The organism is Paenibacillus sp. FSL R5-0473, assembly GCF_038004565.1.
Classification (GTDB): domain Bacteria; phylum Bacillota; class Bacilli; order Paenibacillales; family Paenibacillaceae; genus Paenibacillus; species Paenibacillus amylolyticus.
The window spans coordinates 5,954,523-5,969,400 of record NZ_JBBORL010000001.1 but is presented as its reverse complement, the minus strand read 5'-3'; the positions used below and the strand labels follow the sequence as shown (position 1 = coordinate 5,969,400).

Annotated in this window: 11 protein-coding genes; all 11 read right to left on the bottom strand. The window is 48.5% G+C overall.

What is annotated here, in order from left to right:
* Positions 1-4: 4 nt before the first annotated feature.
* Positions 5-748: a two-component system regulatory protein YycI gene (yycI, locus tag MKY28_RS26350; protein WP_047841111.1), complete on the bottom strand. Its 744-nt coding sequence runs from the start codon at positions 746-748 to the stop codon at positions 5-7.
* A gap of 403 nt (positions 749-1,151) precedes the next feature.
* Entirely contained in the window at positions 1,152-2,432 is a 1,281-nt protein-coding gene (locus MKY28_RS26345; RefSeq protein WP_076252171.1) for a YycH family regulatory protein, read from the bottom strand.
* Complete coding sequence (gene walK / locus MKY28_RS26340; RefSeq protein WP_076216658.1) at positions 2,416-4,266, bottom strand: cell wall metabolism sensor histidine kinase WalK; 1,851 nt, start codon at positions 4,264-4,266, stop codon at positions 2,416-2,418. The genes MKY28_RS26345 and walK overlap by 17 nt, the downstream gene beginning before the upstream one ends.
* Complete coding sequence (yycF, locus tag MKY28_RS26335; protein ID WP_017691453.1) at positions 4,266-4,988, bottom strand: response regulator YycF; 723 nt, start codon at positions 4,986-4,988, stop codon at positions 4,266-4,268. Before yycF ends, walK begins: the two co-directional genes overlap by 1 nt.
* Positions 4,989-5,235: 247 nt before the next feature.
* The gene (locus tag MKY28_RS26330; RefSeq protein ID WP_340937394.1) at positions 5,236-6,768 is read right to left on the bottom strand and encodes a peptidoglycan DD-metalloendopeptidase family protein; all 1,533 of its coding nucleotides are present in this window, start codon (positions 6,766-6,768) and stop codon (positions 5,236-5,238) included.
* Positions 6,769-7,254: 486 nt separating this feature from the next.
* Positions 7,255-8,064, bottom strand: coding sequence for a class I SAM-dependent methyltransferase (locus MKY28_RS26325; protein ID WP_340937393.1), 810 nt, complete (start codon positions 8,062-8,064; stop codon positions 7,255-7,257).
* 289 nt (positions 8,065-8,353) lie between these two features.
* Positions 8,354-9,121: a hypothetical protein gene (locus MKY28_RS26320; RefSeq protein WP_340388234.1), complete on the bottom strand. Its 768-nt coding sequence runs from the start codon at positions 9,119-9,121 to the stop codon at positions 8,354-8,356.
* A 222-nt stretch (positions 9,122-9,343) separates the two neighbouring features.
* A complete protein-coding gene (locus tag MKY28_RS26315; RefSeq protein ID WP_036671866.1) occupies positions 9,344-10,630 on the bottom strand; it encodes an adenylosuccinate synthase in 1,287 nt (428 codons plus the stop codon).
* Positions 10,631-11,075: 445 nt separating this feature from the next.
* Positions 11,076-12,437 (bottom strand): replicative DNA helicase, encoded by a 1,362-nt coding sequence (gene dnaB, locus MKY28_RS26310; RefSeq protein ID WP_047841021.1) that lies wholly within the window; start codon positions 12,435-12,437, stop codon positions 11,076-11,078.
* Position 12,438: 1 nt separating this feature from the next.
* Positions 12,439-12,882, bottom strand: coding sequence for a 50S ribosomal protein L9 (gene rplI / locus MKY28_RS26305; protein WP_340937392.1), 444 nt, complete (start codon positions 12,880-12,882; stop codon positions 12,439-12,441).
* A complete protein-coding gene (locus MKY28_RS26300) occupies positions 12,879-14,870 on the bottom strand; it encodes a DHH family phosphoesterase (RefSeq protein ID WP_076216655.1) in 1,992 nt (663 codons plus the stop codon). The genes rplI and MKY28_RS26300 overlap by 4 nt, the downstream gene beginning before the upstream one ends.
* Positions 14,871-14,878 lie beyond the last annotated feature (8 nt).

The window sequence follows — 14,878 nt, the reverse complement described above, 5'->3', positions numbered from 1 at the left end:
CGCATTACTCCCCTGGTTTGTCTGTCTTGGGACTGAATACATCCCCACTGATGCCCTGCACGTACAACACTTCGCCACTTTCCAGCACGAACCGCCATGCCGGCATCGCTACCTGTATATCTGAATTGAACAACTGGCCGTAATAGCCCAGCTGAATATCTTTGACAATTGCATCATTTGGCAAAAAGTTCTCGATCAGCGTTCCCAGCGCCTTCGACGCCGGAAGCACCTGCTGATCGCTCTCCTCTGCGGTTGTAATCCGCACTGGAGTCTGACGGTAACCCGTTATTTTCTGGTCGCTGTAGAATAGCTCCAGACTCACATTGAAGAGCGGCCATTTACCATCGACCAGTGGGTGAAGCACAAAAGCCCCATCCTCGGCCATCAGCTGATCCAGCCGGTATGTCCCGATCTGTGGAATCTCACGCTCTAATGCATCTTCCAGCTCACTTTGCGAGAAGATCAACTTGCTATCTACAGGCTGTTCCAGTTCCATATCCACGCCAGCCCTGTCCTCTTCAATGAACTCATAGGACAACTTTGGCAGCTTTGGCGTTTCATTTGGAATCGGAGCCAGCACCTGAATGCCCTTCTCTTCCATCGCCTGCTGTGTATTATCTGCCAGTGAGGTGAAGTCCAGATTGGCTCCGGCCGTCTCTCGCGCATCCATCCAGATCTGGTATCCCAGCACCAGATTGAGCAGCAGAAAGGCATAGATCAACACATTTTTCGCCCGTCCCCAATCCAATACGTTCACCTCCCTCAGTTAACTGGCTGAAATACTTTCAAACACTCTTGGAAAATTAATCTCTATTAACGTTAGCGCTGCTGGCTAACGAACTCCACACGCCTTATATGCTTCATTTTCCGCAAATTTGTAATCTAACGAATCTGAGAGAAGTTATTTCTTTCATTTATAGGCTTTCCATCCGTTTTCACTCATTTTCTGCCCGAATAACGTCGCTGAGGTTCGTTAGATTTTGCGTTCTAGGCTAATTCGGCATTTAAGGCGTGTCAGATTCGTTAGCCATTTGCCCTCTGCCCAAGGGAAAGTATAAACTCCCTTGGGGAGCTCACACCTATCAATCGAAAGTTATTCTGCACGCGTAGTGATAAAGTGCAGCTACTTTTAGTCCAACGATTATAACCTATCAAGATACGGTAGTTTCCTCACCATTTCCAAATCGAATAACCCATACCGGAATCAGCTTTAGTCCGTCCTCAATTGAAGAAGGACGATACGCCGGGTAGACATCCACCACCTGGCGATTCTCACCTGCGACCTTTTTAATAAGAGCCTTCAGCTTGTCTCCGCCAGGCAATTTGACCGATTTCTTCGTCTCTGCACCTTCGTTCAGGTATTCCAGCGATCGTTCATAGCTGGATACCGTCTCCTGTTGCATCTCCATGCTGATCGTGCCAAAGCGGAACTGCATGGAATCCATAATCGGATAGCTACCATAATACTGCTGGAATTCAAGCTGCGTCTTGATGTCGGCGGTCTCCAGCATCATGCGCGAACGGCCTTTCCAGCCACCATGCTGATTCACAAAGTCAACCGCAGACAACGCATCCTTCGCGGGATCAATCTGTCCCGCAGGCGGTGCCGCCGGATCGGTGTAACTGATCCAGCGCTGTTCCTGTTTTACCTGCAGACTACGTTTACTATCCGTGTAGATCTCCGATCCATCTTTTTCCCGGATATTCCGGGTCATGCTTGGATCGAAGAACAGACTACGCTGCATCTGCTCAACCGTGAACTGACCTGTTGGCACATCCGCCTCAATCGTCTCCAGAGCTTCCGCCGGGATATAATACCCGCCATCCATCAACGTATATGGCGTCCAGTTTGTACCGAAGTCGACATGCTGCTGCACGTCCTGTACTGTCAGGTCTGCCTGCGTTGCTTCGTATACCACGTCTCCCTTGGCACTGAAGAACAGCGCATGGGCCTTCGTTTCATTTTTGGACGTATAGATCGAGATTCGGTTAATCGTCTCCCCTTGGAATAAGGAATCCGTCCCAAGCCTCATCACCCGCTGTAACAATGCTACGGGAATACCTTCTTTGAACGATAACTCAAACCCAGGGTTCTCCTTGCGAATCTGATCCCAGTTCACCGATTGCACACTGCGGCGCTGAAAATCATCGAATGCTCGCCCCTGTAACCTTGAATAGATCAACTGATAGAACGTATTGCCAGGGTAAAACACCGTATGTTTATCCTCACCCAGATGAATAATCATCTGATCAGGGAAGATCAATTCTTCAATATTTCGTTCCTGACCCATATTTTCCGTCTTCACATAGTTCGTTTCTGACGTCACAATGGAATCCCCGCCTCCGGGCAAACGGTAGATCAGAAAATAACTCTGAACCAGACTGGCTACAACAAGGGCAGCAAGCACCAAGGATTTAATCCGTTCCTTCACGGTGCTCACCCCCTTTCTCACGCATCGGCAGTGTGAACGTTACTGTCGTACCCACGTCTACTTCAGACTCCAGAGAGATGCTTCCATCATGTGCCTTCACAATTTCCCGGGCAATGGACAGTCCTAGCCCTGTGCCTCCCATACTGCGAGAACGAGCCTTGTCCACCCGATAAAACCGCTCAAAAATGCGATCCAGATCGCGCTGTGGGATACCCATTCCGGTATCCGATACCGAGATGGCAAGTGTGTGTTCATCACTGCGTCTGGCCGCAATCGTAATGGTGCCGCCTTCCAATGTATATTTCAGCGCATTTGATACGACATTATCCAGCACCTGATCAATCTGGTCACGATCCAGCGGAACAGCCGGAATATCATTCTCTACAGACAGCACAGGCTGAATATCCTTCTGATGCATCTGAAACGAGAATCGATCCGTCACTTCCTCCAGCATTTCCAGGATGTCTGTTGGCTGTTTCCGTAGCAAAGCCTCTTTGGAATCAAGCCGCGATAAATGCAGCAGATCCGTCACCAGTCGTATCATTCGCTCCGTCTCGTTCTGAATAACACCCACGAAACGACCGGCAAGCTGCGGGTCTTCCAGTGCACCGTCATCCAGCGCTTCCGCGTAACTCTTGATCGTAGTCAGTGGTGTACGCAGTTCATGGGATACATTGGCCACAAATTCACGCCGGGATGCTTCAAGTTCTTCCTGCTCGGTAACATCCTGAAGTACGGCAATGGTTCCCGTGATTCCCCGTTCACGTCGATGAACCGGTGTGAACGTCATCCGAATGACCACAGGCTCTTCTTGTCCTGCGGGTGCAATCTGCAGCAAAGTTGAACCTGTGAAACCACTCGCGAGGGCTTCCGCATCCTCCGGATCAATGCCGAGTAATATAGCGAAGTGTCTTCCTTCAATATCAGCAGGATGCATACCCAGAATGCTGCTGGCACGACGGTTTACGAGAATAACTTTACCGTACTCATCCGTAGCAACCACACCATCACTCATATTCGTCAGAATGGAGGTCAACTTCTCCTTCTCCTCTTCATTCAGTGAAAGTGCATCCCGAAGCCTGCTGGTCATATAGTTAAAAGCCCGACTGAGCTGACCAATCTCATCCGTGCCAAATACAGGTGTCTGTTGATCAAAGTTACCTTCTGCGACCGCTGTCGCTCTCCGAGTCACTTCCTTAATCGGCTGCGTGATCGTATGGGACAGAATCACGCCAAGCACCGCCGTTAACACCAGGGCAATCAGGATGCCGGAGATGAAGATTTTGTTGATTCCCTCCATCGTGGAATACAGCTCGTTCATGGATGCCGCGATGTAGACCGCGCCAATGATCTTGCCGCCGGACAGCACCGGCTTGGCGACGACCTTTTTGCGAACATTATCCTCGTCCACGATATATTCCTCATTGTCCCGAATGCCTTGCAGCGCACGGCTGACGACGGTCTGGGTGTTTTTGCGCCCGACATAGTCCGAATGTGAACTTAGCGAGGTCGTCAGTACTTTGCCGCTGGCATCCAGCACCTGAATCTCGGCACCGTTAATGTTGAACAGGTTGTTCACCAGCACACGCAGATTTTCCGTTTTGTCCTCGCCAGCCTCTGCTTCTCCACCCGCCATCGTCTCCCCCACGAGAACCGACAGCATCTCCGCACGCGCCTGCAAGTCTTCCGTAAAGTTGCTCGTTAGTGAGTTCTTCATCGCGCTCACAAAATAAACCCCGATCAATTGCATCGCAATCAGAATCAGCAGTACATAGATAATTATCAATTTCGCCTGAATCGTTCGAAAGAACGAAAATCGCGCGAATCGGCCCATTATATCCCCACGCTTTTGGCACTGCGCACGAGATAACCGAGCCCGCGGCGTGTCAGAATCGTTTCCGGTTTGCTTGGATTCTCCTCAATCTTCTCACGCAGACGACGAATCGTAACATCCACGGTGCGTACATCGCCGAAATATTCATATCCCCATACGGCTTGCAGCAGATGTTCCCGTGTCATAACCTTGCCGGAATGCTTCGCCATATAATAGAGAAGTTCATATTCACGGTGGGTCAGATCGAGCGGTTCCCCGCCTTTGTAAGCCGTATACATGTCCATATCAAACGCCAGATCAAACAGCCGCATGACCTGCTTCTCTTCGTCTTCGTGCGCTTCAGCCGTAATCGCAAGCTTTTGCCGTCTGCGCATCTGTGCCTTCACCCGTGCAAGCAACTCACGTGTGCTAAACGGCTTCGTCACGTAATCATCCGCACCCAATTCCAGTCCGAGCACCTTGTCGATCTCGCCATCTTTGGCGGTAAGCATAATGATTGGCATCTCCAGATGAGCGCGCACTTCACGACATACATCCATACCATCCTTGCCCGGGAGCATCAGATCCAGCAGCATCAGATCCGGTTTCTCGGATAACGCCAGTTCAACCGCACGAATGCCATCAAATGCACAGATGACCTCGTACCCCTCTTTTTCCAAATTAAACTTCAGAATGTCCGCGATGGGCTGTTCATCGTCCACCACCAAAATCTTCCCCTGCATCGGCTAAGTTCACCCCTATATCCTGCTTAATCCGCGTTAGCGTCTATATCTCTCTTCTATGTTTAGCTTGTACCAAGCCTGCTTGATTTGTTTCTCTAGTTTGTTGTTTATACTCTCTAGTTTAACATACCTGAAGCACCGTCACATCCCGATCGGAGGCTTGAAAGGTCTTTCATTTGAAAATTTTTTACAGCAACAAAAAACAAGGCCAGCATCATAGCCAACCTTGCTCTACTTAAGCTCTATATTAGTTCAGATACGTTAACGGATTTTCTACCGTTCCATTCTTAATAATCTCAAAATGCAGATGTGTTCCAGTCGAACGACCCGTGTTGCCCATAACGCCGATACTCTCGCCTTTTTCAACCACTTGCCCAACCTTAACGCCAATACTGTTCAGATGACCATACAGTGTTTCGTATCCGTTACGGTGGTTAATAATGATGACATTACCATAACCGCTTTTCTGTCCTGCAAAAGTAATTACACCCTCATCAGACGCTTTCACATCGCGGTTACCTACCAGATCGACACCTTTGTGCTGGCGACCCCAGCGTTGTCCATAGCTGCTGCTCATCGTTGCATTTGATACCGGCCAAGCAAATTCACCTGAGCCCTCACCAACAACTTTTGTTCCACTAAGAACTACTTCGGTTACGGCGACTTTGATCACTTCCTGGCCAAGCCACTCTTCCTGAACCACTTCACCATTTTCTTTGGTTATACGGTACTGCATGCTTTTTAACCCGCTTTGTCCTGGACGCACGACTTTAGTTGTACCAGCTTTCAAATCGGCACTTTTGCGCACTTCAACTTGCGGTTTGATCTCAATCTGTTCAACAACCTGCTCAACCGACTTAACGGTTACTGCTGGTTTAGGCACGGTCAGGGTCAGTTCGTCTCCAATTTGAAGCGACGTTTCCTTGATGCCCGGATTATGCTGGCGAATCTCGCTTTGTGTGATTTCATACTTGGCAGCGATCGAAGAGATCGTATCTCCTTCACGAACCAAATAAGTTACAGGCGCGTCTTTACCAACGGTTAAAGCCTTAACCGCCTCGGACACATCCCATATTTTGTTTGGATCAGCCTTCACCACATCCGTCGCAACATCTTCCTTAATGCCTACCGACTTCAGGGTTGTGCTTGGTCCCTCGTCTTTCTTCGAGGAGTTAGCCGATACCGACTTCGTCTTCAGCGAACTTCGCACCGCCGATGCCGATATGTATTTGCTCTGCACTTGTTCCAGGATTGCATCCGCTGTTGCCTGATCCTTCACGATACCAATGACTTCACCGTCTACCTTGAGCTCCACACCTTGGGCGTAGGCTGTCAGCATGTCACCCAGTTTGTCTAGCGTCTCGTCACTGTTCACTTCAGGTTTGTACGCTCTTACCGTTTCGGTTGTGATGCCATCCGTGTTCAGCACCATCTCTGCATCCGGATATTTATGTTGATATTCCTCAGTTTTGTCTGTAAATAGTTGTTGTAATTGTGCCTCATCTGCAATGGTACCAATCTCGCTACCTTTAACCATTACTTTATAATACGGTACGGTGTTTGCAGTAACATATTGTTTGCCTGCGAACCCGAGCGATGCTGCGATGAATACACCACATGCTGCTGTAATGATCCATTTGCGCGAGGCCAGAACGCGCTTCTTATTCACACTGAAGGTGGACATGCTCATGTTGTTTTTGTCTTCGGCCGTCCGGTGTTCCCCGGATTGTTCGTGTACCCGGTCTTTGCCCGGTTGGCGTATGCCTCTGAAACCTTTCATGATTCTCTCCTTTTCAGCACTTCTCAGTTCGCATTTCTGTCAAGACATCACCCATCGTGTCTGTCCCATGCTCGTTGATACTTGTATTGGGTGTCCGCAAAATCAGGACTTTAGCTGCGCTCGTAAAAGTGTCAAAATTTTAACCTTTTATCACACCCGTATACTTTAACACAGGTTTTACACTCATTTCAACTCTACACGTCACACCGCAAAGCCACGCCCCGCTTGCTTTCCCTGAATTATCCATAAGATAGTATGGCTGATCCATCACCCATTATGCCTCAACATGCGCTGTACTATGTACTTTTGTTCGCAAATTAAGACTAGGTTCTAAGACCCAGTGAAATATGCTTTATTTTTCATAAAAATACATATAAAATCCCTCATCAGATCAACTCTGATAAGGGATTACGTAAACAACCTGTTTGTGGTTTATCTTAAACTGGATTTCATCTCATGCCACAATAGAAATTAACTTTTATGTCTCTATTCTTTGACTGCAAGAATTACAAATCGCTTTTGCTGTACTTCCCAGAATCCATTGTGCTCCATCTCCATATGAATATCCATTAACGGCTGACGGAACTGTTCCACTTTGAAATCAGGTACTTGCCACGGGATAGTCTTTAGATAATATACCAGTGCGCCTATATCATAGAAACGTTGTGCAGGGGTTGCTTCCCGTTGCTCCAGAGTACGGAATCCAGACTGTTCCAGCTGAAGAACAGCACGATCCAGTTCCCATCCAGCGTAATCCGCTGGCATAGGAATGCCGAGCCGATCATTGATCTCCCTGCAATCTGACCAACCTACCTGTTGAGTTAGAAACATTCCCCCTACCGATAGAATCCGCCTAACTTCCCGCTCATCATACGACTCATGCCGATTAAGAATCAGATCGAATTCCCCATCTGTGAAAGGAAGTTGCGAATCATCAGTCACTGGAAGCACCTTCACACCGAGCGGCTGTAAACGTTCCTCTGCAATAGGTATATTGGGGAGATAGCCCTCGGTCGCACATGTGTATGGAGGAAGGGGACGGAGTCTGGACAGCATCTCTCCTCCACCAGTCCCCATGTCGAGCATTCGTTCTGTTTGATTCAATAATCGGCGCGCCATCGTTCCATATGACCAAGGCAATATTCCGCTCTGGAGTCTCCCACTCCCTGTTACATAGCTAAAATCCCAGCCACTAAACGGCTGGTCCGCCTCTTGCAGCCCTTGCTCGTATCGCTCTTTCGCCGCCTCGGCAAACTCTTTTACTGATGGTTCTGAATTAGAATGATATAAGTTCATGGTCAATACAACCTCCAATTAGTGTATTCGTAAACACAAGTCCATCGGTTCTCTTGAAAGCACCTATGAACGGAGGTCCACGAATTGGACTGGAGGTTTCTGCAATGTTGCCTGAACGTTTTTATATGTTGTGTTCTTTACCTTTATATTTCATACACTTTTCCCTCCTACAGGCATTTCCAGAATTTATCTAAATAAATTATATTCAATCATCCTCGACAAGTCCATTACATTATGAATCAGGCGATACGTCTATGAGCACACCTGTCTTCCCTGCCTGCCTATCATCCTATTCTGTTTGCAGTACTTCCATCAGGTTGTCGTATTCTTCACTGGTCAGGTACTTCGAGATCACCTGTTCAATCTCACGTAATTCCTGTTCCGTTAGGCCACCTTCCATGGCACCTGAGATCTGTTGCATTTCCTTCTGTGGAAGCTTATTCATGAGCAGGCTGAAGATTTTTTCTTTCTCCTCTGCTGGCAGCTTGTCCTTCGCTCCTGTAATGTCATCCGGTGATACGACAATAGCATCATTGCCTGAAGAAGCACCGCCGCTGGCCGCTCCGGTTCCATTGCCTGAAGCTGAACCACTACCCTGATCTGTTCCTGAGTCATTACCCGTGCCCGTATCCGTCCCATTGCCTGCACTTGTGCCTGAGTTTGATCCTACGGTCGTATCTGTACCTGAACCTTCCCCTGTGCCCTCGCCTGAGCCACTTCCTTGGGACGCATTGTTGCCCGCATCTATGCCAGATTGACCGTTCTCTGTTCCATTCCCCATAACTGAAACAGCATCTTCCGGAACCTGCTCTTCGTCCGCTCCTGTCGGCTGATCTGTCGTCCCATTTCCTGATTTATTCCCCTCGCTGGTTTTACCGCCCAAGGCACCTTGGAACATAGCGGTTAACCCCATGGGTTGACCCTCCCACTGAATATTGAAACTCGCGAGTAGCGACTTCGCATATGACTGTACAATTAATCCGGTCGTGAGCAGTGTCAGTGAACTGACCAGCAACACGGTTAGCACGATTTTAACAAACCACACAAGCAACTTCATTCCGTTCTCTCCCTCCGATTATCCCACCCGTCTAGCATGCGCATGCTGGGGTCTGTGACTCTACTGTTAACCAGTATTGACGGAAATCTCGGGATTATATCCGAAAAACATACAAAAAACCTCCAGTCATCGCTATAAAAGCAACAACTGGAGGCTTAACATGCCTAAGTCGGCAAAGGATTCTATTTTATAATTCAAGAAACAATCTCTCTATTTCTTCGATTACTCGTAGATTGGAAGAACTTGATTCGTTTGCTCACGGTTACGACCAACGGAGAAGATGGCAATTGGAATGCCTGTCAGTTCGGAAACACGTTTTACATAATTCTGTGTGTTCACTGGCAGGTCTTCAAGTTTCTTAGCTCCAGTGATATCTTCGCTCCAGCCTGGCATCTCTTCGTATACCGCTTCACATTCTGCCAGCATTTTGAGGCTTGCCGGATAGTGTGTGATGACCTCGCCTCGGAATTTGTATCCTGTGCAGATTTTTACGGTTTCCAGACCTGTCATTACGTCCAGAGAGTTCAGGGACAGACCTGTAATTCCACTGACACGACGCGCGTGGCGAACAACAACACTATCGAACCAACCTACACGACGTGGACGTCCAGTTACCGTACCGTACTCATGTCCAGTCTCACGGATTTGGTCACCGATTGCATCATGCAATTCCGTAGGGAATGGACCATCTCCTACACGGGTTGTGTAAGCTTTCGCTACCCCAATGACTTGTTGAATACGAGCCGGGCCTACGCCAGAACCGATACATACGCCACCTGCGGACGGATTGGATGATGTAACAAATGGATAGGTTCCTTGATCAAGGTCCAACATAACGCCTTGTGCACCTTCAAACAATACCTTTTTGTCCTCATCAATATATTCGTTCAGTACAACGGATGTATCACGTACGTAAGGACGCAGAATTTCAGCATATCCGAGGTAATCTTGCAGAATCTCTTCCACATCAACAGGCTGGCCGCCATAGACTTGCTCGATGACACGGTTCTTTTCTTTGACCAGATGACGCAGTTTCAGTTCGAAGTCTTCAGCATCCAGCAGGTCAACCATCCGAATACCAATACGGGCTGATTTGTCCATGTAACATGGGCCAATTCCTTTGCCAGTCGTACCGATTTTGTTCGGGCCTTTGCTCTCTTCTTCGAGTGCATCCAGTACCATGTGATATGGCAGGATGATATGTGCGCGCTCACTGATGGACAGGTTCTTCGTTGTAAAATCATTGTCATGAATATAGTTAATTTCTTCGATGAGTGCCTTCGGGTTGATAACCATTCCGTTACCAATCACACACGCTTTATCCGTGTAGAAAATCCCTGATGGAATCATCGTCAGTTTATATTTTTTGTTATCAATCAGAATTGTATGACCCGCATTGTTACCACCTTGATAACGAGCCACCACATCAGCGCTCTCCGCCAAATAATCCGTGATTTTACCTTTTCCTTCGTCTCCCCATTGCGTTCCCACTACAACTACCGTTGACATAGTTAACATTCCTCCGTGGGTGCCTTGCGCACCTTTGTATTGGTCTGTCCGTCCTCTATCCCGGCAGGCATGTTACGCAATAAACCGACTGAGAAGCGTGCTAACGGACAGTAAAAATGTCCTTCCGTTACATTCAAGGGAAGGTTTGCGCTACTTTAACGCAGCAGTATTAGTGTACCAGTACCCTTTTTCAAAGTCAAATCAAATGGCGAACAATTATATATAGTACAACTGTAATGTTCGGGATTTACCCCTTATTTCGACACAAAAAACCGGAGACTCCAGTCCAATCTTGCTTGACTGCTATCACCGGTTCAAGGATACCCATTTCAATGTGAATCTATATCTGGTATTTATAACACATGTTTGCGTTCAGTTGCTCTAATGGTTGATCTTCGGGACAGACGATTCTGGCTTCTTGATCAAAGCCGTCAGCACCTGCCCATTACATCGCGAAGGCGTCATTGTGCGCCCTCTCGTAATTGACGAATTTATTAAAGTTTTTCAGGAAGACCAGTTCCACCGTACCTACCGGACCGTTACGCTGTTTAGCGATAATGATCTCGATAATATTTTTCTTCTCGGTCTCCTGGTTATAGTAGTCATCCCGGTATAGGAACGCTACGATGTCAGCATCTTGCTCGATCGAACCCGATTCCCGCAAGTCACTCATCATCGGACGTTTGTCCTGACGTTGCTCTACACCCCGGCTCAGCTGGGACAAGGCAATAACCGGAACTTCCAGTTCCCGGCCAATCTGTTTCAGTGTACGTGAGATCTCGGATACCTCTTGTTGACGGTTCTCCCCTGCTTTACCACGTCCACTAATCAGTTGAAGATAGTCGATCAGGATCATGCCAAGGCCTTTCTCTTTCTTCAGACGACGGCATTTGGCACGAATATCCGCTACGGTAATCCCTGGTGTATCATCTATAAAGATGTTGGCTTCTGACAAAGCTGCAATACCCATCGTCAGCTTCTGCCAGTCTTCATCACCCTTGAAGTCACCCATACGCATTACGCTGGCATCCAGGTTGGCTTCCGCACAGATCATACGTTGCACCAGCTGGGCAGCTGACATCTCCAGACTGAAGATGGCTACCGTCTCCTGAGCCCGAATGGCTACGTTCTGAGCGATATTCAGGGCGAAGGCCGTCTTACCTACGGAAGGACGGGCCGCTACAATGATCAAGTCACTGCGCTGGAATCCGGCAGTCATCTTGTCCAGATCGATAAACCCGGACGGAATACCTGTTGTTGTACCCTTATTCTGATGAAGTGTTTCCACACGATCGAATACTTCCATCAGTACGTCCTGTATGGCTATAAAACCACTACTGGAGCGACGGTTGGAGATCTCCAGAATGCGACGTTCAGCTTCTCCGAGCATCGCTGCAACATCTTCTCCGCCTGTATATCCTTCGCTCACGATCTGTGTTGCCGTACGAATCAGGCGACGCAGCATCGATTTCTCTTCGATAATCTGAGCGTAATAGTCTACGTTCGCGGCTGTAGGTACACCATGAGCCAGCTTTGCTAGATAACTAACGCCACCAATGTCCTCCAGCTCACCTTTATCCTTCAGAAGCGAAGTCAGTGTCACGAGGTCAATCGGTTGATTTCCCTCGCCAAGCTGGATCATCGCTTCGAAGATTAATTGATGGGGTTTATCATAGAAATCCTCGGTTTGCACCCGTTCCATCGCTGTAATTAGGGCTTCACCCTGCAACAGGATTGCACCCAGCACGGCCTGTTCGGCTTCCAGGTTCTGCGGGGGAATCCGGTCGAATGACATTTCGCCGCCCATCTTACTCTTCCGTTACCTGTACCTTCAAGATTGCCTTCACTTCAGGGTGAATCTTGACAGTTACTTGTGTTACGCCGAGTGTACGAATAGGCTCGTCCAGCTCAATTTTACGTTTGTCTACTTTCAGACCCTTTTTAGACAAAGCTTCTGCGATCTGTTTGCTAGTAATGGCGCCAAACAGACGACCACCTTCGCCGGACTTGGCTTTCAGTTCAGTCACTTCTGCTTCCAGCTTTTTCGCAAGTGCTTCCGCTTCCGCTTTCTCTTCCTGTTTGAGTCTTTCTTCAGCCGCCTTCTGGTTGTCCAGTGTCTTCATGTTGCCGTCTGTTGCCAGACGTGCGATTCCCCGTGGCAATAGGAAGTTCTGTGCGTAACCCTCAGATACTTCTTTCACTTGCCCTTTCTTGCCTTGACCCTTCATATCTTTTATAAAAATGACTTTCATTCGAACAGCCCCTCTTCCTTTTCGATTTCAGCCAGTACGTTCGTCAGCCGTTTTTCTGCCTCTCCAAGCGTTCCTTCAAGCTGCACGGCAGCATTCGTCAAATGTCCGCCACCGCCCAGTCGTTCCATGACAACTTGGACATTCATGCGCCCCAGCGATCTCGCGCTGATGCCAATCAGTCCATCCGGACGCTCACTAATCACAAATGAAGCGACCACGTCAGTCATGTTCAGCAATGTATCCGCCACCTGGGCGATCATCATCTGTGAAATCTTGCTGCCAGGGTCTGTGACCGCCAGCGCAATGTTTCCATATACCATTTTAGCATGCTTTATGATTTCTGCCTTAGCAATATATTCTGACAGATCCTCTTTCATCAACCGCTGGATCATAATGGTGTCCGCACCGCTACGGCGCAAGAAACCTGCCGCTTCGAACGTTCTGGACCCCGTGTGCAGTGCAAAATGCTTCGTATCCACCGTAATCCCAGCAAGTAGAGCCGTAGCTTCTAGCGGAGTGAATTGTACCTTATCATGAATGTATTGCAAGAGTTCGGTTACCAATTCGGCAGCAGAGGACGCATAAGGTTCCAGATAGATCAACACTGCGTCATTGATGAACTCTTCGCCCCGGCGATGGTGATCCACAACGACGACACGGGTAGCAGACTGTACCAGTTTTGGCTCCATGGTCATGGAGGCCTTATGGGTATCCACTACCACCAGCAACGTGTGCTCGGTCATCATCTGGGTTGCCTGTTCCGGTGATACAAATGCTTTGGACAACTTCTCGTCCTTGTTCACTTGCTCCATCATGCGTTCAATCGATGGATTAATTCCATCCAGAACAATTCGGGCTTCCACATTGTACAGACTGGCCGCTTTCCACACTCCGATGGATGCGCCGATCGCGTCCATATCCGGAATTTTGTGCCCCATGATGAGCACCCGGTCGCTCTCCTGCATCAGATCACGCAGCGCGTGCGCAATAACGCGGGCTCTTACCCGTGTCCGTTTCTCCACTGCGTTAGACTTGCCGCCATAGAAAGACAGGCGTTGTCCGGACTTCACGGCAGCCTGATCACCACCACGTCCAAGTGCCATGTCCAGACTGGACTGTGCCAGTTCTCCCATCTCACTGATGCTATCCGATCCAAACGCCAGTCCAACACTGAGTGTCATTGGCACTTTGAGGTCAGCAGTCATCTCCCGAACCTCATCCAAAATGACAAATCGGCTCTGCTCCAGTTCCTGCAAAGACTTATGATTCAGCATCAACAGATAACGATCAGAAGACAGACGGCGCAGGTACACTTCGTACCGCTTGGCCCAAGACGTAATTTCGCTGGTCACTCGAGCAATCAGCGCTGTACGCTGTTGATCGTCCATGCCTTGGGCAGCCTCGTCCAGATTATCCAGAACGAGAATTCCCAATGCAAGGCGTTCATTTTCATATTTATCACGAAGAATGGCTAGCTCCGTAATCTCGTATACATATACATACCGCTCCTGCGGGTTATGAATAACTCCATAATGCCGATCATCCAACTGGAATTCGTCATGCAACTCCTTGGATGAATGTTCCTTCGTCCCATCTTTCTTCTCTTTAGGCTGAGGAAGTTTGGGAAACATATTAAGTAGCGGATTACCCACCATTGTCTTCTCCTGGAACATCTCCGCGACAAAGCGGTTATGCCACTCTACCGTACGATCTTCGCTGTACAGCACAATTCCGAATGGAAGCATGCTGACCGCTTCCCCCTCCATCCGTTTGATCCGAATAGATAGGCCATTAATGTAGTCGTTAAGCTCACGGCGGAACGCGAGCTCCGCCTTAATCATGACGATTCCCAGCGCCGAAGCCAGTATCAGACTAATCAAACCAAGCGTCCAGTTATAAATGGTAACGAACATAACGAGCAACAGCAGCAGTATGAACGCCCATACGGTATAGTAGCCGTGCCAGCGTTTCTTCAGAAATTTAGGCATGACTCATC

Excerpts from the sequence above, each read along its gene's own strand:
- walK (WP_076216658.1), bottom strand. The coding sequence starts at position 4,266 with ATGGGCCGATTCGCGCGATTTTCGTTCTTTCGAACGATTCAGGCGAAA.
- yycF (WP_017691453.1), bottom strand. The coding sequence starts at position 4,988 with ATGCAGGGGAAGATTTTGGTGGTGGACGATGAACAGCCCATCGCGGAC.
- MKY28_RS26330 (WP_340937394.1), bottom strand. The coding sequence starts at position 6,768 with ATGAAAGGTTTCAGAGGCATACGCCAACCGGGCAAAGACCGGGTACAC.
- MKY28_RS26325 (WP_340937393.1), bottom strand. The coding sequence starts at position 8,064 with ATGAACTTATATCATTCTAATTCAGAACCATCAGTAAAAGAGTTTGCC.
- MKY28_RS26320 (WP_340388234.1), bottom strand. The coding sequence starts at position 9,121 with ATGAAGTTGCTTGTGTGGTTTGTTAAAATCGTGCTAACCGTGTTGCTG.
- MKY28_RS26315 (WP_036671866.1), bottom strand. The coding sequence starts at position 10,630 with ATGTCAACGGTAGTTGTAGTGGGAACGCAATGGGGAGACGAAGGAAAA.
- dnaB (WP_047841021.1), bottom strand. The coding sequence starts at position 12,437 with ATGGGCGGCGAAATGTCATTCGACCGGATTCCCCCGCAGAACCTGGAA.
- rplI (WP_340937392.1), bottom strand. The coding sequence starts at position 12,882 with ATGAAAGTCATTTTTATAAAAGATATGAAGGGTCAAGGCAAGAAAGGG.
- MKY28_RS26300 (WP_076216655.1), bottom strand. The coding sequence starts at position 14,870 with ATGCCTAAATTTCTGAAGAAACGCTGGCACGGCTACTATACCGTATGG.